This window comes from Pseudoalteromonas piratica (assembly GCF_000788395.1).
GTDB lineage: Bacteria > Pseudomonadota > Gammaproteobacteria > Enterobacterales > Alteromonadaceae > Pseudoalteromonas > Pseudoalteromonas piratica.
In genome coordinates, this window is sequence record NZ_CP009888.1 from 499,728 (window position 1) to 523,289 (window position 23,562).

The following is a 23,562-nucleotide window of genomic DNA, read 5'->3' on the forward strand; positions in this document are numbered from 1 at the left end:
TATAAATGGTAGTAGGCTATTTTATTTTTGCCTTGCGCTAAATTGATTTGAAACAGAGTTTACACTTTATATATTGTTATACTGCGTTACTTTCATCTATTTAACACGGGAGTTGAACAACGGAATGTTTGTTAGTATTTATGTACGACTTATCTGAGGTAAAGCACTTTTATCGCTCTTTCTTGGGCCGCTTATTCATTATTATTGTTGCACTTCTTTTTGTCTTTGCGACATCACTTATTGTGATGCACTTCCAAAATCATATGGCAAAAGTAGATGAAAAGATTAAAGCCCATTCAGAATTCATTATGTCGTCTGCCGTCACTCAATTAGAGCAACATCTTGTTGTTTTTAGTATGGCGGAACAAATGCTATCCACCCTACCAAAAAACTTCAGTGCCAACGATTTAGCAAACATTCAGCACGTTACCTTTAACAATTTTCCCGACTATCTCACTGTGCAATTTTACCATCTAAATACACAGCATGAATTAACTCCAATACTTAACTCATCACAGTCAAAGCGTAACGTTACCACGATAAATGAGCTTGGTATAAAGCAACAACTGCGAACCAACCAACTATTTATTAGTGTGCCTTATTTTGTCGCGGATGACGGCACGCTTCGAATGCCAATCAGTTATTTGACGCAAATTGATAGCAGTGAGCACCCGATATTAATGACTGTTGAAGTTGACTTAAATTCTCAACATAACCCTTGGCGTTACGATCTATTAGAGCCCAATATGGAGATTTTAATCACACAAAAAACAGCTGTTAGGCATCAATACTGGAGTATCTACCATACTTCGCCCAAGTCATTACATGGTAAAAAACCGAAGCCTTACAGTCGTCAAATGCCGACAGCATTTGTTGACTATGTTAATAAAAGCGTAAAACGAATTACTGGGCGAACCGTTGATCTTTACCAACAAGATGACGGCATTACAATTTATACCAACCGTACTAAAGGCATTCCAAATGTCCGTGTAGGCATCTCTTATAACTCTGCATTTAATATCTTTGTTGCTGTAAGATTACCGTTAAAAGCAATTTATACCGAGGTAAGCCAGTTTGCCGCATGGGTCAGCGCTTGTTGCATGATCGCAATTATTATCAGCTTCCTGATAACACGCCATTTATACCGTCTTGATTTGAGATATAAAAACAAGCTGCATCAGCAAGCAAATTTTGACAAACTCACTCAATTAGCTAATCGCTATTTCTTCGACAACACCTTAGTGCATGAGCAAGTACATAATCAAAATCATTACACCTTAATGTGCGTTGATTTGGATAATTTTAAGTATATTAATGACCGATTTGGTCGTCATATAGGTGATAAAACACTGCAAATTGTTGCTAAACGTCTGTCCGATTGCTGTAACTCTATCGCCCTGCCAGTGCGCACCGGAGGGGATGAATTTTTTGTTGTGCTACAATCAAATGTGCGTGACACAAGTAGTGCATTAGCTCGCAATATTCTTGATGCAATTCAACAACCTATGACTTTTGAAAACTTACAACTATCGATTACTGCAAGCATAGGTATCTACCATGCAGATCAACATGTTGAGCCGCAAACCGCTGAGATTTATGCTGAAATTGCCATGTTTGAAGCAAAAAAGCTGAGAAATCGTTACTGCTTTTTTGACAAAGGGTTAGCAGAACAACTGCACAGCCGTGTTGATATCGAAACCGAGTTAAAGCATGCCATTGTTCGAGAAGAATTTTACCTAACTTATCAACCTCAAATAGCTAACAAAGAAGGGACCGTCAAAGGGGTTGAAGTACTGATACGATGGCAAAGTAAAAAGCTAGGCATGGTGCCACCCGATAGTTTTATCCCAATCGCCGAAGAAACTGGACTGATTGCTAGTATTGGGGAGTTTGTTATAAAACAAGCGTTATATGATTATGTGCAGCATTTGAAACATACGGAAATAAGCCTATCGATAAATGTGTCGGCTTATCAACTGATGTATACGCCTTTATTTGATATTTTAAAGCGCCACGTTGAGCATTATCAGATTTCACCTAAATGCATCATTTTAGAAGTGACTGAGTCAATTTTTATCGAGGATAAAACTGCAGTGCAAGGACTATTTGAAGAGTTATTAGCCTACGGTTTTCTTATTTCATTGGACGACTTTGGCACAGGGTACTCATCTCTATCTCAAATCCGCGATTACCCTATTCATGAGTTAAAAATAGACCGCAGTTTTATTACACATATTCACGAAAAAGAGCAAGATGCCGCGTTGTTGCATCAAATCGCAGCCATTGCTAAATGCCTCAATATATTAACCGTTGCAGAAGGTGTTGAAATTGCGGCTCAGCACAGCATTGTTCAATCACTGGGAATTGATATTGAACAAGGTTATTTATATGCTAAGCCTCTGAACATTGATGCATTAAAAAGCTATTTATCAAATCAAATGCATTAACGACGTTTTTTAGCTACCCATGCCCAACGCATTTCACAGTTGATTGGGCTCTCACCGCTTTCGTCTGTTAATACTACAGGCACGACAACATCACCTTTGTCTTGACTCTTAATTGCCGCTATTGCTTGTTCACTTAAAGACGCTGTTGCCTTAATATCACCTTGCATTCGTTTGTTATATTCAAGCGTCATTGACTTTAATAAAGGCAAGTGACTATCAGGTACATTCATACCGAAAACAATGCCTGATGCAGACTCTGCAGCCAAAGCTGCACCCACAGCATGAATCCCACCAATATGATTTTGCACACGCTTTTTATTTGCCAGTGTAACCACAACTTCTTGATTGCTGATTTGATTCACTTTTAATTTTGCAGTAGCTGCAAATTTCACCTGACTGGTGAAAAGTTTCGTTAGTAAAAACTCATGGGTTGATTTTGGTAACTTGTAAACTTTACTAACAAGTTTGCTTAATTTATTAGCCATTGTTCTCTCACACTAAACTGGTTAGACCACCAAGAGTAACTCAAGCAACTCAAAACAGCAAAATATCAAATAGCTAAAAAATATTTAACTCAGATTACAATAAGCTGCATAGTGTGACTTTTACAATTTACGTTAAGTATTATGGCGCTGAAAACTCTACTTGATCAATTAAATACATCCCCTGAAAACGTTACGTTTCAACAAGTAATGGCTGTAATTGAAAACCACTACAGCTATACACCACAAACATTTACTAATGGAAAGCTCACCAATAACGCAGGTGAAAATGCGGGCAGCTGTAAAATTTTCAGCTTTGCAAAGCTCAATAACTTAAGCGAAGAACAAACCCTTCATTGCTTCGGCGATTACTACCGCATTGATGTATTGCAACACCCCACAGGTGACGATCACCAAAATATTCGCAACTTTATAAAAACAGGTTGGGCGGGTATAAATTTCGGTAGTCTTGCATTAATTACTTGCTAAGCTTTTGATTGTGAATCAAATGAACAAAGCTTTTATTTCGCTTGGTGCGGTTTGAAGTAATTTGTTAGTATCAAAATTATTTCTTACTCATGATATGGATAAACATGAAAAAGCTACTATTAATTACCTTCATTCTATTAACTTCAGCGTGTTCACAAACGCCAATCAATAACAGATATATCAATGCTAATTGGCAAGCTATTGCTATCGCACCTTTTGAAGGCAAGCAAGCTGACGCTGTTGAAATGGAATTAGATAGGTTGTTTGCTATAAGCGATAAAGTTATCGTTTATACACCTGATCACATTAGGCTTGAGTTAGATAAACGTAACTTAACAAAAGAATATAACGAATTTCCTCAGAAAGTGATGTTTGAACTTGCCAAGGAGCTTAAGGTAGATGGTGTTTTATTTGGTCAAATTAAAACCTCAAGAATCAAAAACCAATTTACTGGTTATCCAACTACTTCGCTTTATAGCAAACTTATCGCATTAGAAAATAAATCAGTTATCACTGCAACTCATCATGAAACTTCTGGTTTTATGGCTTCTGATAGCTCAAGCATTTCAGAGCTAGTTGAATTAACAGTCAATGATCTGAATGACGTATTAGATCAAATTAATCCATCGACTAAAAAGAGCTGGTTTGAGCGAATTTTCAACTAACTCCCATTGCAAAAGATATAAAAAAACCAGCATGCTGCTGGTTTTTTTATTAACTAATCTTATTGATCAGAACGGAATGTCATCATCAAAATCAATTGGTGGTTCCATTGGGTTTGATGCGCCGCCTTGCGGTGCATTTTGCTTAGGAGCAAAACCACCTGATTGTTGCTGTGGCGCAAAACCACCAGATTGTTGCTGACCACCTTGCTGTGGTGCAAAACCGCCTGATTGTTGCGCCGGCGCTGACTGCTGCTGTGCAGGTTGCTGGTTAAAGCCACCCTGTTGCTGTTGACCACCTTGGTTAAAACCTTGTGATTGCTGAGGAGCAAAACCTGATTGCTGCTGGTTTTGTTGTTGGAAACCACCGCCTGCATTGCCACCGGCATTTTCGCCACGGCCACCTAGCATTTGCATTTGACCTGTAAAGCCATCCACAACTATTTCAGTTGTGTACTTATCTTGACCTTGCTGATCTTGCCATTTACGTGTTTGCAATTTACCTTCAACGTAAATTTGCGAGCCTTTACGACAATACTCACCCACTACTTCAGCTAACTTGCCAAAAAACACCACTCGGTGCCATTCGGTTTTATCGACTAACTGACCCGTGTTTTTATCTTTATAACTGTCAGACGTTGCAAGTGTGATATTTGCTACTGCGTTACCGTTTGGCATATATCTCACTTCTGGATCCTGGCCTAAATTACCAACTAGGATCACTTTGTTAATACCACGAGCCATGGTCTGTCTCCTTTAATTAAACTATTCCTGCAACAAGTTTTGCTTGCTGCAAATCGAATTCTGATTCTTTTACTTTTAAGTAAGTACGATTTTCTTCAAGTACTACTGTTGTTTCTAACACACCCGGTAAGTCTGCAAGCTCATTTGCTAGCTTTTCGGCTGCTTTTTCAGGGTCAAAATTATCTTTATCACCTTGTAATTCAGTGAGTAAGCTTATCAACTTACTTTTCGGTGGTACTTCCATTCCCCACGCTATAGCAAACCATATTACCCCAACCAAGGTTGCCGCGGCAAATACTGTCTGGGCATCGCTCACTTGTGCAAAATAACCACCGATTATTCCGCCTAAAAAGGCGCCTAAAAACTGCGTAGAACTAAACGCCCCCATTGCAGACCCTTTTTGACCTGCAGGAGAAATGCGCGCAACCAATGCAGGCATAGTGGCTTCTAAAAAGTTGAATGCAATAAAATAGAGTAACATGCAAATACCAATTATGACTGCACTTGAGCCAAACAAACTGAGACTCATTAAACTGGCAACAATTAGGGCAATTGACGCTAAAAAAGCCATTTTCTCTTTTTGCTTTTTAATGGCAATGATCATCATAGGCACCATAAATACAAATGCCAACAATAGCACTGGTATATAGAGCTGCCAGTGCATTTCTGCTGCTAAGCCATCTTTAATGAGCTCTGCAGGTAAGGCCACAAATACCGCTGTGAGTGTTAAATGGAGTAGCATTACACCGATATTTAAACGCACTAATTGGGGATGTTTAATTAAGTTTTTAATGTCATTGAGGGAGGCCGATGTATCACCTTTTGGCGCTCGATTTACGGCTGTTGGAACTATGGTCAAAACAATAAAAATACCAATAACAGCAAGTATGGCAGTTAGCCAGAATATACCACTTACACCAAAAGAAGCGGCGATCATTGGGCCTAATAACATAGCTGCAGCAAAGCTTAAACCAATACACATGCCTATTACTGCCATAACTTTAGGACGTTGTTCGTCTCGGCTTAAATCAGCGGCGAGAGCCAGTACTGCAGCAGCAATCGCGCCCATGCCCTGTAATGCACGGCCCAAAGTAACGGTATAAATAGACTCAGCCATTGCCGCAATCACTGAGCCAATCGCGAACATAATTAAGCCAGCGACTATCACGCGTTTGCGGCCAAATTTATCAGATAACCAGCCCATTGGAATTTGTAATAGTGCTTGCGTTAAGCCATAAGCACCAATTGCAATACCAATCCATAAAGGTGAAAAGCCTTCTAACTCAGTGCCATAAATTGCCAAAACGGGCATGAGCATAAACAAACCAAGCATGCGAAATGCAAATACACTGGCAAGCGAGACAGCCGTGCGTTTTTCAAGGGCATTTAAAGAAGAAGCTGACATTAACGGTTTAGCAAATAGTTATTTGAAAATTAAGGCGGCAAGTTTACCACAAACTGAGTTGGTTATTCTAACCCGTATTTGGCTAAAATTTTATGTTGCTTTGTTTGATATTCACTACTGCGAAAAATGCGTTCAAATTGCTCTAACTGTGCTTGATTTAGTGAGCGTTTACTAAATGCATAATATACATCTGTGCTATTAATTACAAAATCATCAATATAGATATGAGAAAAGCTTGGGTTAAATGTTTTTTGATAAATTAAGTTGCCCTTTTCTTCCAAAAATCCGCTTATCTTTTTATGCGCTAGCAGATCAAGCTTGGTTTTATTGTCTACTACAGTAATAAAATGTTCAGGGTTAGATTGCAGCAACTTTTCAAACGTTTCGCCATAATACGCGCCGCGATGAACCGCCACAGGGGCTGGCAGTGATAATAAATCCTCTAGCGAATTAATTGTAAAAGCATTCTCTCGATTCATGGCCAAAACAATGGTTTCTTGCCTTTGCGGACCAATAAAATAAAAGTACTTTTCGCGTTCTGCTGTTTTTGAAACGCTTAGCATTAAATCAATTAAACCTGCCTTTAATCCACCTAATGCTCTTGCCCATGGCAGCTCAACAAAGCGATAGCTGCAATCAGTATTTGCGAGAAGTGCCTTGGCAAAATCAACATCAAGTCCATGCCACCTTGCAGGTTCACCGGCCTGATTTTCAACACCATATCGCTCGTAGCGTATAGTAATTTCACAACCAAAAGTAACCTGTGAAAAAAACAAAGAAACGATTAAAACAGTTTTTCTAAACAACAAAGGTGATCCAAAAACAGAACTTTAGCTTAACTAAGTTTAGTTACATATCGAAAGAAATACAGTTCATATAAGGCTGTATATTTATACAATATAATGCAATACTAAACGCAGTATTGCTGTTCGCTATAACGATAGGAAAAGAATGGAACATATCGAGGTTCGCGGCGCTCGCACGCACAACTTAAAAAACATTAACTTAACCATTCCTCGTGATAAGCTGATTGTTATTACAGGTTTATCTGGTTCTGGTAAGTCATCATTGGCATTTGATACCTTGTATGCAGAAGGTCAACGCCGCTATGTTGAGTCGCTTTCTGCGTATGCGCGTCAATTTTTATCGTTAATGGAAAAGCCTGACGTTGATCATATTGAAGGTTTATCGCCTGCCATTTCGATCGAGCAAAAATCAACCTCACATAACCCTCGTTCTACCGTAGGTACCATTACTGAAATATACGATTACTTGAGATTGTTATTTGCACGTGTTGGTGAACCGCGTTGTCCAACCCATGACTTACCACTCGCAGCACAAACAATTAGTCAAATGGTCGACCAAGTATTGGCATTACCTGAAGGCACTAAAGTCATGCTGCTCGCCCCCGTAGTAAAAGAGCGTAAAGGTGAGCACATAAAGCTACTTGAAAACTTAGCAGCTCAGGGGTTCATTCGAGCACGAATCGACGGTGAAGTATGCGATCTTTCTGATCCTCCTACATTAGAATTGCACAAAAAGCACACCATTGAAGTCGTTGTTGACCGAATTAAAGTAAAAGATGGTTTGCAGCTTCGTTTAGCTGAATCATTTGAGCAAGCGCTTGAACTTTCCAACGGTGTTGCGCAAATCGCTTACATGGATGAGCCAGAAAAAGACGAGATTATATTTTCTGCTAACTTTGCCTGCCCTAGCTGTGGTTATGCGATGACCGAGTTAGAGCCGCGTTTATTCTCATTTAACAACCCTGCAGGTGCCTGTCAGAGCTGTGATGGTTTAGGTATTCGCCAGTATTTTGATCCAAATCGTGTAGTACAAAATCCCGAGCTTAGCCTTGCTGGCGGTGCAATTCGCGGTTGGGATAAACGGAGTTTTTACTATTTCCAAATGTTACAAGCAGTAGCAAATCATTATGGATTTGACGTAGAAACCCCTTTTGAAAAGTTGCCTGCTGATGCACAAAAAGTGGTTTTAAATGGCTCTGGCCGCACCCAAATTGAATTCCAATACCGTAATGATCGCGGCGATGTTGTGGTGCGCAATCATGTATTTGAGGGTGTGCTTAATAATATGGCACGTCGCTATAAAGAAACCGAATCTAACTCGGTACGTGAAGAGCTAGCTAAATATCAAACTAATCAAGACTGCCCGAGTTGTAGTGGCTCGCGCTTGCGCGAAGAAGCGCGGAATGTCTTTGTTGGCACCACCAATCTACCGCAAGTTACAAAAATGAGCATTGGTGAAGCACAGCAATTCTTTAGTGAAATAAGTTTTAGCGGACAAAAAGCCAAAATCGCCGAAAAGATCTTAAAAGAAATCAGCGATCGTTTATCCTTCTTAGTGAATGTAGGGCTTAATTATTTATCTTTAGAGCGCAGTGCCGAAACCCTTTCAGGTGGTGAAGCACAGCGCATTCGATTAGCAAGTCAAATTGGCGCTGGCCTAGTTGGCGTAATGTATGTGTTAGATGAACCTTCTATCGGTTTACACCAGCGCGATAATGACAGATTGCTCGCCACACTAACGCACTTACGTGATTTAGGTAACACTGTGATTGTGGTTGAGCATGACGAAGATGCAATTCGTGCCGCAGATCATATTATTGATATTGGTCCTGGTGCAGGCGTGCATGGCGGCCAAGTTATTGCTGAAGGTACACGTGACGATATTATTAACTGCGCAGAGTCGGTAACTGGCCAATATCTTTCGGGCACAAAAGCAATTGAAGTCCCCGCTACACGCCATCAACCACAAGATAAATGGTTAGAACTGAAAGGCGCTACCGGTAATAACCTAAAAAGTGTCGACCTTTCAATTCCATTTGGCTTAATGACGTGTGTTACTGGCGTTTCAGGCTCAGGTAAATCAACCTTAATTAACGATACCCTATTCAAAGTGGCTCATACTGAACTTAATGGCGCAACGACTGCAGAAGCTGCACCATACAAGTCAATTACTGGTATGGATTTATTCGATAAAGTCATCGATATTGATCAAAGCCCTATTGGACGTACACCACGTTCAAACCCTGCTACGTACACAGGTATTTTTACTGCTATTCGCGAACTATTCTCGGGCACGCAAGAAGCCCGCTCTAGAGGATATAAACCAGGGCGCTTTAGCTTTAATGTTAAAGGTGGACGCTGTGAAGCGTGTCAGGGCGATGGTGTAATTAAAGTTGAAATGCACTTTTTGCCCGATGTATACGTGCCATGTGATGTGTGTACTGGTAAACGCTACAACCGTGAAACATTAGAAGTACTCTACAAAGGTAAAAACATTCACCAAGTGCTAGATATGACGGTGGAAGATGCCCGTGAGTTCTTTGACAAAATTCCAGCTATTGCACGTAAGTTACAAACACTGATGGATGTTGGCTTGAGTTATATTCGCTTAGGGCAATCAGCAACTACTTTGTCTGGTGGTGAAGCTCAACGCGTTAAATTAGCCCGCGAACTATCAAAACGTGATACCGGAAAAACTTTATATATCCTTGATGAACCAACAACGGGCTTACACTTTGCTGATATTCAACAACTATTGGTTGTGTTGCATCGCCTGCGTGATCACGGTAATACCATTGTGGTGATTGAGCACAACCTTGATGTAATCAAAACTGCAGACTGGATCGTTGATTTAGGTCCTGAAGGTGGTTCAGGCGGTGGTGAAATCTTAGTGGCGGGTACGCCTGAGCAAGTTGCTAAACACCCAGTCTCTCACACTGGCCGTTACCTTAAAGGAATGTTATAAATAGCTAAAAATCATTCGTGACAACACAATGGAACTGATTAGTCAAAACCAGCCAAAGCTTAAACAAATTCAGTTAAAGATTGCCAACTTATGGCAATCTTTAACTACTGCCGAAAAGCTTTATAGTGGCGCGCTTTTGCTTCTAGCATTACCGTTTGGCGGTCTGCAAGTTGCGGCGTTTTTCACATTAATAGGCTTAACCTTAGAGTTCTGGCCTCGTTTTGCGAGAGCATGGGACAGTTTAGCGGGCAAAGCCTTTATACTTTTGTTTTACGCAACAATCACTAATTTTGCGCTCGCTTTAAGTGCCGCTGTCGTGAATGAAGTAACCGGTGTTTCAGCAAACCATTTCAACTATACACACAACTTTGCCCTGCTATTAATTTTACCTGTTTGGGTGATTGGTATTAGTTTGGCTGCACTTTTGTTATTTCAAATAGCGATGCCTTTTTACTTGTTCTTGCTGCTTGTTTTAAAACCTTTTGGTATTAAATTAGTGCGTCTATTTTCAAAAAGCGAACACCCTTTATTCACGAATAGCATACGCTTTGTCGCAAGTTTCGCTGTTATTTTTCAGCTAATGGCTTTATTAGATGGCGAACAGCAAATAAACAAAGCGCTCGCTGCTGTAGACTCAGAACAACCGACTCAATTACCAACTGAACAAGAAAAACCTATCGAGCAGCAACAAGATAATGCCAAAGATGACGTCTCTGGCGTAATTAATATTAACTTTACCGGACACAGCAGTATTGTTAAAAGTTTGATTGCACAATTCGCATACAACTTTGAAGCTGATATTTATTCTCGCTGTAAGCACCCAGAGGGAACACGCAGCATCGAGTTAAACGACTACGAGGTTTTACATATTAATAAAGCTGAAGATACGTTTTACGGCTTCCAGTTTACGGTTCAACAATGTGTTTCCCCCGCATTTCCAATGGAAGCAAATTAATTTACTTTAAGTGTTGCGTTAAATCGTGTCGCTCTTGATCGCAAAGTGGCACTGATTGTTTTTTCGCAAAGTCATATCGCACCATGGTGGCATGCCCAACCGCACACAACTCATTATGCTGATACACTTCTTGGTAGATGACAAATGATGCATTACCAATACGGCTAATACTCGAATTTATGGTAATTTCTTGACCATAGAATAACTCGCCTTTGAACTCGACTTCTATTTTGGCAACGATTAGCTTCCAATTGTTGCAATCAAGGTCCGGTGTAAAAAAACGAAAAAAAGGGGTACGAGCGGCTTCAAACCAAACCGGTAGCGCAGTATTATTAATATGTCCTAGCGCATCTGTTTCGCTAAAGCGCGGCATAAGTGTTTCACTAAACATAAGTATTGAGCTTCATAAACTAAATCAGATGCTCACTATAGTTATGTTTATTCACAATTAAAACAATAATAAAAGGTCACCAATGCAGGATTTTATTCGGGTTTATGACAACGTATTAAGTAAAGAGTTTTGTGATGATTTCATCACGAAATTTAATAACAGCCCATTCTTGGCACAGGGTACAACCAGTGGGGGGGTTGATCTTAGTAAAAAGAACAGCCAAGATTTATACCTCAATCAACACGCTGAATATCAACCTGAACTTCAACATATTCTTCAAAGCACCACGGAAAAAATATTTGAGTATTTTGAAGAGCACTTTTTTGCATTAATTGGCGCATTTGGTTTAAAAGTGTACCACCCAAAAACTAAACAACCCGTCGACTTAACTGTTGAAAATTTTGAAGAAGTTGGCAAGCCTCAATTACCCGTTCTGGTGCAACAGCTTTTTCGTCTAGGTCAAATCCAGGCGCAGAAATATACAGCTGGAGAAGGCGGCTACCCATATTGGCATAGTGAGGTTTATCCGCAAAAGGGGCATAACGATAGTTTGCACCGTATTTTATTGTTTATGTTTTATTTAAACGATGTAGAAGAAGGTGGCGAGACAGAATTCTATTATCAAGACAAGAAAATAAAGCCTAAACAAGGTTCAATGGTGATTGCACCTGCATATTTTACCCACACTCATAGAGGCTGTATTCCGGTTTCAAATGACAAATACATTGTCACATCGTGGGTATTATTTAACACTGCAGAGCAAATTTATGGTGCCTAACAAACCTGATATAAAAATTATGTCATCAGGCACCACTAGAGGTTAGCTACTAAGATGGATGCGCAAGCTAACCTTTGCCTCTAAGCCCCCTTCAGCGCGGTTGCGCAGTGACACTTTACCCTGATGCATATCGACAATACGCTTGATAATCGCTAGCCCTAAGCCACTTCCTTCGCTCCCTCGTGCTTGGTCACCTTGAGTAAATGGCTGGAACACTCGCTCTAATTCATGCTCAGGTATGCCCGGTCCTTTATCTTGCACAAGAATTTCGACAAATTCTTTATTTGCAGAAAACTGAGTGATAACCGAGACATCTTCTTCACTGTAACGTAGCGCATTTTCAATCATATTAGTTATTACACGTTTCATCGCTACATGACTAATAGGAATATTTGGTAACGCTTCATTAGCATTAAAGTTAATTTCTCGTCCTTGCTTTTGTTCTGAAGCAACCACTTCGGATACCAATGCGTTAATATCATCCGGCGCTAAATCACTTAATTTATGATTGCGAAGATATTCAATAAACTGATCTATGATCGCATTCATATCTTCAATGTCGGTGATGATACCTTCACGCAAATAGTCTTCATCTTCAGACATCATCTCAGTCGCAAGGCGAATACGTGTCAACGGGGTGCGTAAGTCATGGGAAACGCCTGCCATTAACAATCGACGGTCTTCTTCTACCGCAGCAAGGCCTCGTGACATTTGATTAAATGCCCGTGTTACTTCAATCATTTCTATCGAGCCTTGTTCAGGTAACTGGCTCGAATAGTCGCCCACCTCTACTTTACTGGCGGCCTTTTGCATGGCTTTTAATGGGCGGTTAAGGTGGCTTGCAAATAACCACCCACCAAGCACACTTAAAACACCAATAAAGGCTAGATAAAACGTCAGAACTTTAACGTTTGCTTCTTGATAACCAACTAAAGGAACTTTGACCCAATAGCCGGGGGCTTGAGGGGGTTCAATCCAATACACAAGAATATCAGTTTGACTGATGCGTACGCGAGCTTCACCTTGCAAATACTCTGACATAACGCGCGAAAGATAAGGGTATTCACTGGCTTGCTCTAAGCCGTTTCGCATCGCTTCACGTTCACTCATGACCTCAACGCCTGTCGCTAAATAAAACTTTTCAGCCACATCATGAGGCATCTCCACACCATCGTTATGCCCAATAAAAACAGTACGCACCTGTTTAGCCAGCATCAGGTTCACTTGTTCGATAGAAGGTTTTACAACGTAAAGAGTTACCGAGATATAAGAAACAATTTGATTTATGAGCAGCAGTGCACCTACCAAGAAGACGGTCTGGCCAAATGCACTACGTGGAAAAATACGCATAATCTAGGCTTTTTATGTCCTATTCTTTGCCATCAGGCACAAATACATAGCCTAAGCCCCACACTGTTTGTATATAGCGAGGGTTTGCCGCATCTTCTTCAATCATGCGTCGTAAACGGGATACTTGCACGTCAATGCTTCGCTCTAACGCACTGTAGTCGCGACCTCGCGCTAAATTCATTAATTTATCTCGACTTAGTGGCTCACGTGGATGTGACACTAATGCCTTTAGAACAGCAAATTCACCACTTGTAAGCGATATAGTTTCATCACCTTTCGTCATTTCTCGCGTAGCCAAATTGAGTGAGAACTGGCCAAAACGAATTTCATTTTCTTCTGCCGCAGGCGCACCAGGTACATCACTTGCTCTTCGACGTAAAATAGCTTTGATACGCGCAAGTAACTCTCGAGGATTAAAGGGTTTAGGGATATAGTCATCAGCACCAAGTTCTAAACCAATAATGCGGTCTACCTCATCACCTTTTGCCGTTAGCATTACAATGGGAATGTCATTCTCTTTTTGACGTAAACGACGACAAATAGAAAGACCATCTTCGCCAGGTAACATCAAGTCTAATACCATTAAATGAAAGTTTTCTCGTTCTAATAAGCGATCCATTTGCTCCGAGTTTGCCGCAGAGCGCACAATAAAGCCCTGCTCAACTAAATAGCGCTCTAATAAACTACGTAAACGCATGTCATCATCGACTACCAGTATTTTTGTTGTTTCTTGTCCCATGATTTCATTCTTCTGTTATTTTTCTTTGGCTATATGCCTACTATAAATAATTTTTGTCAAATTAGGCAAAATAAGAGTGTTACTAGGTATTACAAACTCTTACTGAGCCACATCGTAATGAATAGAATTAATAAAAAAGAGTGTTACGCCTTCAGCATTATTGAACTCGAATTCATCGTCTTGCTGTTTACCTAGCATCGCCCGTGCAAATGGTGAATCAATACTGATCTTCCCCTGACTTACATCAAACTCATCAGGACCAACGAGTTGGTAGTTAAACACCTCACCCTCTTCATTTTCTACTTCTACATGTGCGCCAAAAAAAACTTTACCTGCTTGTTCAGCTTTTGGGTAAACAATATTTAATTGCTCAAGACGTTTTGTTAAAAAGCGTACTCGGCGGTCAATCTCGCGAAGTCGCTTTTTTCCATAAATATATTCCGCATTTTCTGAGCGATCACCTAGCGCTGCTGCTTCGGATACAGCTTGAGTCACTCTGGGGCGTTCTTCTTTCCACAAATAACGTAGCTCTCTTTCTAGTTCATCATAGCCGCTACGTGTAATATAATTAGAACGCTTAGGAAATGTCTGCTTGGGTGGTTTTCTCATAGTTAAATAACTAGGTATCACAATTTATTTGTCGCTTATGATTGAAAAATTTATGTTTAGATACAAGATCTATAGGCAATATTTATAAAACTATTTTCTGGTGTGGTCTCTCAACCCATAAACCACCCGTATTTACCGATTTAAAGGTTTTTAATGAACGCTATTGCTAATCAATTAGCTCATGAGCTAAATGCTTCAGTGCAGCAAGTAACTGCTGCAACACAATTATTAGATGATGGTGCAACCGTGCCATTTATAGCCCGCTACAGAAAAGAAGTCACTGGCGGTTTAGATGATGGCCAACTGCGTTTATTAGAACAGCGTCTTGGTTATTTACGAGAACTAGAAGAACGTCGTTCGTTTATTTTAAAAACGATTGATGAGCAGGATAAACTGACCACCGAGCTAAAAGCCGACATCAACAATGCCACCAGCAAAACAGAATTAGAAGACTTATACCTGCCATATAAACCAAAGCGCCGAACTAAAGGTCAAATAGCCATAGAGGCTGGTTTAGCACCATTAGCAGATCTACTATTAGATAACCCAACGCTTGATCCTGACATCACAGCTAATGACTTTATTAACCCTGAAAAAGGCATTGAAGACAGCAAAGCAGCCCTTGATGGTGCTAAATTTATTTTAATGGAACGCTTTGCCGAGGACGCAAAGCTACTTGCAAAACTAAGAGGCATGCTGCAAAGAAACGGCCATATTGAAAGCAAAGTAATTACCGGTAAAGAAAAAGACGGTGCAAAATACCAAGATTATTTTGAACACAGTGAAGCACTTAGTCGTATTCCATCTCACCGCGCCCTTGCTATGCTTCGTGCTCGCAATGAGGGCATTATCAGCTTAACGATTAACCCAGATCCAAGTTTAGAAGATGGTAATGCTGAATGTGTTCGCATCATTGCAGACCATTATAAGCTCGACGTTTTGGCTAGCCCTTGGCTTAAACAAGTAGCACAATGGACTTGGAAGATTAAACTCGCACTTCACTTAGAAAATGAATTTCTGGGTAAGATCCGAGAAGTTGCGGAACAAGGTGCGATTGATGTATTCGCAAAAAACCTTAATGATTTATTAATGGCTGCTCCAGCTGGCGCTAAAACCACATTAGGACTCGATCCAGGCTTGCGAACAGGGTGTAAAATCGCGGTTGTAGATAAAACCGGTAAACTACTCGACAGTGTCACCATATACCCTCATGCTCCACAAAATCACTGGGATAAATCATTACGTACTCTAAGCCAACTATGCCGCCAACATAAAGTTGAGCTTATTGCGATTGGTAATGGCACGGCGTCGCGTGAAAGCGATAAGCTCGTGGCTGAGTTGATCAAACAAGAATCGGATCTTAAGATCAGTAAAATTATGGTAAGTGAAGCGGGGGCATCAGTGTACTCAGCATCCGAAGTAGCCGCCGAAGAATTCCCAAACCTTGATGTATCGATTCGCGGCGCAGTATCAATTGCCCGTCGATTACAAGATCCTCTTGCAGAGTTAGTAAAAATTGAACCAAAAGCAATCGGTGTTGGCCAATATCAACACGACGTATCACAAAGCCAGTTAGGTCAGAGCCTAACAGCGGTTGTTGAAGATTGTGTAAACGCTGTAGGTGTAGATGTAAACATGGCATCCGCACAGTTGCTTACTCGTGTGGCAGGCTTAAATAAAACACTCGCTTACAATATCGTTAGTTATCGTGACCAAAACGGTATGTTTAATTCTCGTAAAGAATTGAAAAAAGTTGAGCGTTTAGGCCCTAAGGCATTTGAGCAATCAGCAGGTTTCTTGCGTATCAATGAAGGAGAAGACCCACTCGATGGTTCTGCAGTACACCCTGAAGCTTATGAAGTTGTGAAAAGCATTTCTCAGAAAACTGGCGTAGCTGTCGAAGAATTAATTGGTAATTCGACCCTGCTAAAATCGTTAAACCCTAGTGATTATGTAACAGATAAGTTCGGTTTACCTACAATTACAGACATTATCGCTGAACTAGATAAACCAGGTCGTGACCCGCGCCCAGAGTTTAAAACAGCAAGCTTTAAAGAAGGCGTTGAAACAATTGCCGACCTAAAACCAGGTATGCTGTTAGAAGGTGTTGTATCAAATGTTGCTAATTTTGGTGCATTTGTCGATGTTGGCGTTCATCAAGACGGTTTAGTGCATATTTCATCATTAACTAATAAATTCGTCTCTGACCCTCGAGAAGTCGTAAAAGCAGGTGATATTGTAAAAGTTAAAGTGCTAGAAGTGGATGTAGAACGTAAACGTATTAGCTTCACTATGCGTTTAGATGAAGAAGTGCGTGCGCAAGCACCAAGCAAAACTAAAGCCAGTAAACCCACTAAAACCCCAGCAAAAAAAGCGAAACCTCAGCAAAATAACAATGCTGCAATGGGTAACGCATTTGCAGAGGCGTTTGCCAAGCTTAAAAAGTAAATTAGGCTAGTAAAAATAATAAAAAACCGCACTGAGTGCGGTTTTTTGTTTATATCAATAATCTAATTTATGCGTAATTCGCTAAATTCGGCCTTTCAAATGGCGATGTAGCAGCTTGATAAAATTTAGCTATTCGTTCTGCTCTTTGGTTGATTTCTGAATCTCTGCGATCACTAAAGTCATACTTTGCTGTGTTGTCAGTCGCTTTTTCAACATTCTCACTAGGCTTAAAAAATTCACCTAACTCAGCATTAAGATCAGCGCGCGCTTCACTTATTTTTTGGTTTGCTTCAGCAGCAATGGCACGATCTGCACCAGATGGTTCTTGTGGTGCCAAAGCAGCCGCTCTTACCTGCTGCATTTTCTCTATCGTTGCTTGAGGGTCGTTAGGCACCTCACTGATGTCTATTGGTACTTCACCTGCAACTGCATAGTTATTACCGTCACTGCCACGTTCGTATTCATAACTTGGACTGCCAGCATATTGTCCACCTACAGCAGCATGTGCTTGTTCATGAGCTTTCACCTCAAGGTCACGCTTTTTAAGTTGCGCGAGTGCTTGTGCTTCTTTTTGCTCCAGTTGCTGCTGCTTTTCTTCTTCACGTTGTTGGCTTTGTTGCTCCTGCTGATCTTGTTGCTTTTTCTCAGTGATCTTTGTGGTGTCTTCACTGCGGTTATCAAGCGCTTCTTGATTCGCAATTTGACTAGAGCCAGGTTGACGCGTTTTGTCTTGCTCTGCAGCTAAACGCGGATTTGTAGCTGAAGCCTCAGCTTGCTTTGCTGGCGTAACCAAATCTCGCAACTGGTTGTCACGACGAGCATTTTCGGTGTGAACATTAGCCGTATTCAGGCTAATGTTAGGGTAAGTTGATACAATATTCATTGGGTTGAGAAATTACACTCTCACATCTATTAAAGTACCAAGCACTTCGTCAGCAGTTTGAATTGAACGCGTATTAGCTTGAGCATTAAATTGTTCTACACGTAAATTAACGAGTTCTTCAGTTACATTAACCGGCTGACTTTGCGCTTCGCGTGTTTCAGGCGCAGGTTCAGAGCGTTCAACATTTTCTCGCTCTGTTTGAGCGCGGGCAATATTGACAGATGATTCTGTAATACCATCCGATGCACTTTGCAAACCTTGTACACCAGCATTAAATGCTGAGCCCAAGTTATTTGAAACGTCCATAAGCACCCTCAATAAAAACACGTTTGATAGCTATAGTATCGCTCAAAATTCACACAAAATAAAGTTTGAGCGGCAATAATTTGCCGCCTTACAATTAGATTACTTTTCTATGTGCGATAACAGTAAGTTAGTAAATTCATCTGGGTGAGAGATAAAAGGAGCATGAGAGGCCTTGGTTAAAATATCCGCCTTAAAATTGGTATTAAGCTGCTTCATTTTAGCCACCGTTTTTACCGGCACCAGAGAATCTAAGCGCCCAAAAATCCCTGAAATTGGCTGTGCAATTTGTGAAAAAAGCGAACGTAAATCATCTTTTTTCAAAATCTCTAACCCACCAGAGAGCGCAACTTGTTGCGCTTCAGGATATTGTGCAAGCAGTGATTTAATTTGTTTTATATCTTGTTTCGCATGTTCACTGCCCATTGCTTGTATTGCCAAAAAACGCTCAACTGTTTTCTTATGATCGTCTCTTAATTGCAGCATAAATGTATCAAGCACTTTTCCTTCAATACCGCGCCAACCATCACTTGATGCAAAATAGGGTGAGGATGCAATGAGTATAATTTGCCTAACTTTCTCAGGGTAAAGCTGAGCCATTTTGAGAGCGACTAAACCAGAGAGTGACCAAGCAACCAAAACAGAACCCTCAGCAACTTCTGCAGCAAGTTGGTGAGTAACCGCATCAAGTTGATATTTATCAGAATCAAACTTACTACCACCAAAGCCGGGGAGGTTTAACGCATTAATTGTGTGTTCGCTTTGTCTTTCAAGTGCTTCTTTTTGCATTTGCCAAATGCCTTGGTTCATCCCCCAACCATGCAATAAAACAACATTCGCCACCGATTTTCCTCGCTTAACAATTTACTCGCTATACTAACAGTAAGTGATATGGAAATCCTGTATGAATGTTTGTAAAAGCCTATTAGATTGGGCGCTGCCTAATACCTGTTTATGCTGTCGAGAGCGATTACGTCACCCGGCAAAGTTATGCCGCTTTTGTCTTGCCGATATTGAACGCATTACATTTAAAGACTCTGCTAATTTACTCCATCGACCCGATATTAATAAGTTGTTGAAGTCACCAAAGTTCGATTCATTGTTTGCAGTCACTTGGTATCAAGACCCAACCTCACAGTGGCTTAAAGCGCTTAAATTCAATAAACAGCTTATTTACATTAATGCCCTTCGACAATTAATCAAGCAGCAACTACTCGCAGCCAAACGTTTTAAAAATTGGCAACAACCTGACGTAATCATGCCTGTACCCCTGCATTGGCTAAGGGATTTTCGTCGCGGCTTTAATCAAAGTGAAGAAATTTGGCAAGGCGTTAACATTCCTATCGATACACATTCTTTGATACGTACAAGACGAACCAAAGCTCAGAGCGAGCTTAATAAACGAGATCGAAAAAGTAATGTTAGGGGCGCATTTAATTGTAATTTATTAACGAGATATCAGCATGTTGCTATCGTAGATGACATCATCACAACGGGTAATACTGTGAATGAATTAGCGAGATTGCTGAAAAACGCAGGCGTTAGAGAAGTGTCTGTGTGGGTTGTTGCAATTAGCGCCCAGTCCTATAGAGGATAATTATGGGGCATATAGCCCCATAATTATTAATTACTATTTTGAGTCTATTGTATGACCATAAAAAATTGCATTACTGAGCAGGCGGCTGGTGCCATACCAGTAACTTCTAAACACAGGGTTATCAGACATTGCAATCACCTTTCCTTTGCCGTAGTTATGGGCTAAAACCACTGCCTTACCTGAAATTTGTTGATTGTTTTTTTCATGACTAAACCCTGCTAGTAAAGGCGCATCAGTATACGTTGCTACATTAACAAAAGGTTTTGCACTTGGTTTTAAAACGAAGGTGTTATTTTTGAAAACTGGTACAGTGTTTCGTTCATATGAAAAACTTAATGGATGGCTTAAGTCTATATTTGCATTAAAAATCGCACCTGCAATGCGTTTATCGCCATGGTAGCGATCTTTATCCGCATAGCTTAAGTTATCAGTTGGAAACGCTTTTGCCATATCATCACTTGAGAGGTATTCAGCCTTTAAGATTCCTTTATCCGCTAGGAACTTAGCACCTGATTTATGCGCCCATACAACACCGCCATGTTGAACCCAATATTTAAGCTTGTCGACTGTTTTTGTTGAAACTGATGCAAAGCTACCATTTGTCATCACTATGTGAGTATAGGGAGCTAAATCAATACGCTTCAAGCGCTCTAAATCAACTAATGTAGTTGCAATATCTAAGTAACGATCAAGGTAATACCAAACTTCCCCTACTTCATATTGACTGGTGCCTTGTCCACCCACAAGCAACACTTTGGGTGTTTTCAAAGGCACAATGTTACGTGAACCAATATCAATGCCCTTCGAAGTCAATCCTGATGTAATTTGGTGAACTTTTACTGGGGATTTACGCACTAATGTTTGTAGTTTTTTGAACCAGTTAGCGTCTTGCTGCAGTCCTTTAGCAATAATAATTGAGCCAGCTGAAAATGCATGTTCACCGTTTGTGGTTGATGCTGTAAATGGCTTCATAGCACCACGTGCCACAATACCATTTTGCTGCAACTGTGAAAGCAGTTTTGGCGCCAAATAATCATGCCATTCAAACACAAATGCATAATTTTTTGATAATTCTTGATTTTCTTGATGTGCTTCAGGTTGCCATGCCTGCGCTTGGTATTTAACGCCGCGGTTTGAATTAACTTTGGCAAACTCTAAATTAAATGAGTGTGCAAGGTTCCAACCTGAGACATCATAAAAGGTATTATCGTTAAAACTAGTTTGCTCTAAAAAGATACCTTTAATAAGTCGATATTGTGACTGATTTAGCGGAACATAAACGCTGCTATTGGCATCGAATATTTGCTTCGCAACTGTCGCCTCTTTACTCAGTGGGTAAGCTTTTATCTGATGCTGATGTAATAGCGATAAGAACGCCTCAAAACGAGACTTATCTTTGCCAGAAGCAACCACGTACCCTTTCACTTTGTCTTTTGATGCTAATTTGGCATTGTCTTTGTAAAAACGTTGCTGATAAGTCAGTAAACTACTTTTTCCTGATACCACTGCATCGAACGTTGAAAGTGATGTCGTTAACTGATTTTTAATTGCATCATAGAATTCACGAAGCCCGTTTATTGTTTCGTACTTATGACCTCGTACACTACCTTGTTCAAACAAAATACCAATGGTGCCATGAATATCTGGGTAGGTTGATCCTTTGCCGATATAAAAATCATCAAAACTTTCTTCCGTAAAGTACAACTCGCCTTGTTGATCCAGTGCGGCGGCATGAAAAGTCGCAATTTCTTGTGTTAATTCAACATTTTCATTTGGTGTTAACGGAAACTTTCGCGAAGGAATTCCCGGCTGGAAAAAGTAGGTGCTGTGCGGACCCATTTCATGGAAGTCAGTTAAGACATGCGGCATCCACTGGTGATATTTAGCAATTCGCGCACGTGATTCAGGGTGTTGAAGTAACAACCAGTCTCGATTTAAATCTGTAAAATAGTGATTAGTACGACCACTTGGCCAAGCCTCGTTATGATCTTTATGATTTGGGTCAGCCGAGATATTTTTACCTTTATAGCTATTTACCCACTGTGAAAAGCGCGCCAAGCCATCCGGATTTAAAGACGGATCAAGTAAGATCACAGTGTCATCAAGTAGCTTTTCTATTTTCTCCCCTTGAGCTGCTGCTAGGTAATATGCGACTAGAAGCGCCGCATTACTGCCACTTGCTTCGTTGCCGTGTACGCTATAACCCATCCAGGTTATCACTGGCGAGTTTTGCTCAATTTTTTTACCTAATAGTGATTGAGATAAGTGCTGTTTTTGCACCATATCAATATTATTCAGTCTTGCAGGATTAGTGATAGTTAGTAACACAAGCGGGCGCTGTTCATGGCTATAACCAATCACTTCAATGCTAATGCGATCGCTCTTTTCAGCAAGAAATTGCATATATGTGACGAGTTGATCATGACGTACATGCCAATCACCTACTTGGTAACCTAGAACAGATTCCGGTGTGGGTATCGCAGGGTCGAAGTTAATTTTTTCGTCAAAATAAAAGTCTAAGCTCTTTGCTGAGCTCTGCAAACTGAGAAGTGCCAAACAGGCTGAGATTAGTAAAAGATACAGCTTTTTCATAGTGATGCCATAATGATGAGTGATTTATAGTTAGTGCAATTTTAAGCATATAAAACTACCAAGCTTTGACATACAAACCCACAGCTTTAAGTTGAAGGTGCAAAAAAATAAGACCAGTTAAAACTATTTTTCAACGTCCGCCACTATTTTAGCAAACAAAAAAAGTGATATACTAAAAACCAAGTAAATTAGTCAGGTATAGGTCGAATTATGATTACCATTTCTGAGGCAGCACAAAGCCACTTTGCCAAGTTACTCGCGGATCAAGCTGAAGGCACAAATATTCGCGTTTTTGTAGTTAACCCTGGTACGGCACAAGCTGAGTGCGGCGTTTCTTATTGCCCGGCTGATGCAATTGAAGAAACAGATATCAAGCTACCTTTTAATGGCTTTGATGCAGTTGTTGATGAAGAAAGCGCACCTTTTTTAGAGGAAGCAGACATCGACTTCGTAACAGACAAGATGGGTTCACAGCTAACTCTTAAAGCACCAAACGCAAAAGCGAAAAAACTGAGCGATGACGCAAGCCTTCAAGAGCGTGTTCAGCATATGATTGAAACTGAAATCAATCCACAACTAGCCAACCACGGTGGCCAGGTTAATTTAGTTGAGATCACGCAAGACGGTATTGCTGTTGTGCAATTTGGTGGCGGTTGTAACGGCTGTTCAATGATTGATGTGACATTGAAAGATGGCATAGAAACTCAAATGGTTGCTAAGTTCGAAGAAATCACAGGTGTTCGTGATATTACTGAACACCAATCTGGCGAGCACTCATATTATTAAGTTTAAACAGGTTATTTACCGACTTGGTAATGAACCCAAAATAAGCCTAAAGCGTTTCTTGAGCGGTTTAGGCTTATTTGTTATTGCAGCATCACTTATTGTCTACGGTTACTTTAATAGTCATTATTTCC

21 protein-coding genes are annotated in these 23,562 nt (G+C 40.5%); 9 read left to right on the forward strand and 12 right to left on the reverse strand.

The genetic code is table 11. The features are described 5' to 3' along the window. Positions 1-140 precede the first annotated feature (140 nt). Positions 141-2,447, forward strand: a complete 2,307-nt coding sequence (locus OM33_RS21935; RefSeq protein ID WP_052140867.1) for a putative bifunctional diguanylate cyclase/phosphodiesterase — start codon at positions 141-143, stop codon at positions 2,445-2,447. Here the strand turns inward: OM33_RS21935 and OM33_RS02175 are convergent. Next, complete coding sequence (locus OM33_RS02175) at positions 2,444-2,932, reverse strand: DUF4442 domain-containing protein (protein WP_038638163.1); 489 nt, start codon at positions 2,930-2,932, stop codon at positions 2,444-2,446. The genes OM33_RS21935 and OM33_RS02175 overlap by 4 nt on opposite strands. 141 nt (positions 2,933-3,073) lie before the next feature. Here OM33_RS02175 and OM33_RS02180 point away from each other — a divergent pair, with 141 nt between their 5' ends. Both OM33_RS02180 and OM33_RS02185 read left to right on the forward strand, forming a co-directional pair. Then, positions 3,074-3,418 (forward strand): HopJ type III effector protein, encoded by a 345-nt coding sequence (locus OM33_RS02180; protein ID WP_038638166.1) that lies wholly within the window; start codon positions 3,074-3,076, stop codon positions 3,416-3,418. A gap of 104 nt (positions 3,419-3,522) precedes the next feature. Beyond that, positions 3,523-4,083, forward strand: coding sequence for a hypothetical protein (locus tag OM33_RS02185; RefSeq protein WP_038638168.1), 561 nt, complete (start codon positions 3,523-3,525; stop codon positions 4,081-4,083). A 66-nt stretch (positions 4,084-4,149) separates the two neighbouring features. On the opposite strand, the gene ssb is transcribed toward OM33_RS02185, so the two are convergent. From ssb to OM33_RS02200, 3 genes are all read right to left on the reverse strand, one after another. Beyond that, the gene (gene ssb, locus OM33_RS02190; protein ID WP_038638172.1) at positions 4,150-4,824 is read right to left on the reverse strand and encodes a single-stranded DNA-binding protein; all 675 of its coding nucleotides are present in this window, start codon (positions 4,822-4,824) and stop codon (positions 4,150-4,152) included. Positions 4,825-4,840: 16 nt separating this feature from the next. Next, positions 4,841-6,229: an MFS transporter gene (locus OM33_RS02195; protein WP_038638176.1), complete on the reverse strand. Its 1,389-nt coding sequence runs from the start codon at positions 6,227-6,229 to the stop codon at positions 4,841-4,843. Positions 6,230-6,291: 62 nt separating this feature from the next. Next, positions 6,292-7,038 (reverse strand): substrate-binding periplasmic protein, encoded by a 747-nt coding sequence (locus tag OM33_RS02200; RefSeq protein WP_052140868.1) that lies wholly within the window; start codon positions 7,036-7,038, stop codon positions 6,292-6,294. A 142-nt stretch (positions 7,039-7,180) separates the two neighbouring features. Here OM33_RS02200 and uvrA point away from each other — a divergent pair, with 142 nt between their 5' ends. Together uvrA and OM33_RS02210 are read left to right on the forward strand one after the other, a co-directional pair. After that, positions 7,181-10,000 (forward strand): excinuclease ABC subunit UvrA, encoded by a 2,820-nt coding sequence (uvrA, locus tag OM33_RS02205; RefSeq protein ID WP_038638180.1) that lies wholly within the window; start codon positions 7,181-7,183, stop codon positions 9,998-10,000. A gap of 28 nt (positions 10,001-10,028) precedes the next feature. Further along, the gene (locus OM33_RS02210) at positions 10,029-10,955 is read left to right on the forward strand and encodes a hypothetical protein (protein WP_052140869.1); all 927 of its coding nucleotides are present in this window, start codon (positions 10,029-10,031) and stop codon (positions 10,953-10,955) included. A 1-nt stretch (position 10,956) separates the two neighbouring features. On the opposite strand, the gene OM33_RS02215 is transcribed toward OM33_RS02210, so the two are convergent. Beyond that, a complete protein-coding gene (locus OM33_RS02215) occupies positions 10,957-11,346 on the reverse strand; it encodes an acyl-CoA thioesterase (protein WP_038638185.1) in 390 nt (129 codons plus the stop codon). Positions 11,347-11,428: 82 nt separating this feature from the next. On the opposite strand from OM33_RS02215, the gene OM33_RS02220 reads away from it, so the two are divergent. Next, on the forward strand, positions 11,429-12,124 hold the full coding sequence (locus OM33_RS02220; protein ID WP_038638188.1) for a 2OG-Fe(II) oxygenase: 696 nt from the start codon (positions 11,429-11,431) through the stop codon (positions 12,122-12,124). Between the two features lie 42 nt (positions 12,125-12,166). Here OM33_RS02220 and envZ read toward each other — a convergent pair whose 3' ends face one another. The 3 genes from envZ to greB all read right to left on the reverse strand — a co-directional run bounded on the left by envZ (position 12,167) and on the right by greB (position 14,822). After that, a complete protein-coding gene (gene envZ / locus OM33_RS02225; protein ID WP_038638191.1) occupies positions 12,167-13,474 on the reverse strand; it encodes a two-component system sensor histidine kinase EnvZ in 1,308 nt (435 codons plus the stop codon). 19 nt (positions 13,475-13,493) lie between these two features. Continuing rightward, positions 13,494-14,213 (reverse strand): osmolarity response regulator transcription factor OmpR, encoded by a 720-nt coding sequence (gene ompR / locus OM33_RS02230; RefSeq protein WP_038638194.1) that lies wholly within the window; start codon positions 14,211-14,213, stop codon positions 13,494-13,496. 99 nt (positions 14,214-14,312) lie between these two features. Continuing rightward, on the reverse strand, positions 14,313-14,822 hold the full coding sequence (greB, locus tag OM33_RS02235) for a transcription elongation factor GreB (RefSeq protein ID WP_038638196.1): 510 nt from the start codon (positions 14,820-14,822) through the stop codon (positions 14,313-14,315). A gap of 153 nt (positions 14,823-14,975) precedes the next feature. Between greB and OM33_RS02240 the strand changes: the two genes are divergently transcribed. Further along, complete coding sequence (locus tag OM33_RS02240) at positions 14,976-17,270, forward strand: Tex family protein (RefSeq protein WP_038638199.1); 2,295 nt, start codon at positions 14,976-14,978, stop codon at positions 17,268-17,270. A gap of 67 nt (positions 17,271-17,337) precedes the next feature. Here OM33_RS02240 and OM33_RS02245 read toward each other — a convergent pair whose 3' ends face one another. From OM33_RS02245 to bioH, 3 genes are all read right to left on the reverse strand, one after another. Next, entirely contained in the window at positions 17,338-18,153 is an 816-nt protein-coding gene (locus OM33_RS02245; RefSeq protein WP_038638202.1) for a putative metalloprotease CJM1_0395 family protein, read from the reverse strand. Positions 18,154-18,165: 12 nt separating this feature from the next. After that, positions 18,166-18,459, reverse strand: a complete 294-nt coding sequence (locus OM33_RS02250; protein ID WP_038638207.1) for a flagellar basal body rod C-terminal domain-containing protein — start codon at positions 18,457-18,459, stop codon at positions 18,166-18,168. A 99-nt stretch (positions 18,460-18,558) separates the two neighbouring features. Then, positions 18,559-19,299: a pimeloyl-ACP methyl ester esterase BioH gene (bioH, locus tag OM33_RS02255; protein WP_038638215.1), complete on the reverse strand. Its 741-nt coding sequence runs from the start codon at positions 19,297-19,299 to the stop codon at positions 18,559-18,561. A gap of 61 nt (positions 19,300-19,360) precedes the next feature. Between bioH and OM33_RS02260 the strand changes: the two genes are divergently transcribed. Continuing rightward, positions 19,361-20,053 carry a ComF family protein gene (locus OM33_RS02260; protein WP_038638217.1) on the forward strand — a complete coding sequence of 231 codons (693 nt, stop codon included), beginning with the start codon at positions 19,361-19,363 and terminating at the stop codon, positions 20,051-20,053. A gap of 33 nt (positions 20,054-20,086) precedes the next feature. Here the strand turns inward: OM33_RS02260 and OM33_RS02265 are convergent, their stop codons facing one another. Beyond that, complete coding sequence (locus OM33_RS02265) at positions 20,087-22,645, reverse strand: M14 metallopeptidase family protein (protein WP_052140870.1); 2,559 nt, start codon at positions 22,643-22,645, stop codon at positions 20,087-20,089. Positions 22,646-22,855: 210 nt separating this feature from the next. On the opposite strand from OM33_RS02265, the gene nfuA reads away from it, so the two are divergent. Then, positions 22,856-23,431 carry a Fe-S biogenesis protein NfuA gene (gene nfuA / locus OM33_RS02270; protein WP_038638218.1) on the forward strand — a complete coding sequence of 192 codons (576 nt, stop codon included), beginning with the start codon at positions 22,856-22,858 and terminating at the stop codon, positions 23,429-23,431. Positions 23,432-23,562 lie beyond the last annotated feature (131 nt).

Coding starts and splice junctions, on each gene's coding strand:
- OM33_RS21935 (WP_052140867.1), top strand. CDS start 141: ATGTACGACTTATCTGAGGTAAAGCACTTTTATCGCTCTTTCTTGGGC.
- OM33_RS02175 (WP_038638163.1), bottom strand. CDS start 2,932: ATGGCTAATAAATTAAGCAAACTTGTTAGTAAAGTTTACAAGTTACCA.
- OM33_RS02180 (WP_038638166.1), top strand. CDS start 3,074: ATGGCGCTGAAAACTCTACTTGATCAATTAAATACATCCCCTGAAAAC.
- OM33_RS02185 (WP_038638168.1), top strand. CDS start 3,523: ATGAAAAAGCTACTATTAATTACCTTCATTCTATTAACTTCAGCGTGT.
- ssb (WP_038638172.1), bottom strand. CDS start 4,824: ATGGCTCGTGGTATTAACAAAGTGATCCTAGTTGGTAATTTAGGCCAG.
- OM33_RS02195 (WP_038638176.1), bottom strand. CDS start 6,229: ATGTCAGCTTCTTCTTTAAATGCCCTTGAAAAACGCACGGCTGTCTCG.
- uvrA (WP_038638180.1), top strand. CDS start 7,181: ATGGAACATATCGAGGTTCGCGGCGCTCGCACGCACAACTTAAAAAAC.
- OM33_RS02210 (WP_052140869.1), top strand. CDS start 10,029: ATGGAACTGATTAGTCAAAACCAGCCAAAGCTTAAACAAATTCAGTTA.
- OM33_RS02215 (WP_038638185.1), bottom strand. CDS start 11,346: ATGTTTAGTGAAACACTTATGCCGCGCTTTAGCGAAACAGATGCGCTA.
- OM33_RS02220 (WP_038638188.1), top strand. CDS start 11,429: ATGCAGGATTTTATTCGGGTTTATGACAACGTATTAAGTAAAGAGTTT.
- envZ (WP_038638191.1), bottom strand. CDS start 13,474: ATGCGTATTTTTCCACGTAGTGCATTTGGCCAGACCGTCTTCTTGGTA.
- ompR (WP_038638194.1), bottom strand. CDS start 14,213: ATGGGACAAGAAACAACAAAAATACTGGTAGTCGATGATGACATGCGT.
- greB (WP_038638196.1), bottom strand. CDS start 14,822: ATGAGAAAACCACCCAAGCAGACATTTCCTAAGCGTTCTAATTATATT.
- OM33_RS02240 (WP_038638199.1), top strand. CDS start 14,976: ATGAACGCTATTGCTAATCAATTAGCTCATGAGCTAAATGCTTCAGTG.
- OM33_RS02245 (WP_038638202.1), bottom strand. CDS start 18,153: ATGAATATTGTATCAACTTACCCTAACATTAGCCTGAATACGGCTAAT.
- OM33_RS02250 (WP_038638207.1), bottom strand. CDS start 18,459: ATGGACGTTTCAAATAACTTGGGCTCAGCATTTAATGCTGGTGTACAA.
- OM33_RS02260 (WP_038638217.1), top strand. CDS start 19,361: ATGAATGTTTGTAAAAGCCTATTAGATTGGGCGCTGCCTAATACCTGT.
- OM33_RS02265 (WP_052140870.1), bottom strand. CDS start 22,645: ATGAAAAAGCTGTATCTTTTACTAATCTCAGCCTGTTTGGCACTTCTC.
- nfuA (WP_038638218.1), top strand. CDS start 22,856: ATGATTACCATTTCTGAGGCAGCACAAAGCCACTTTGCCAAGTTACTC.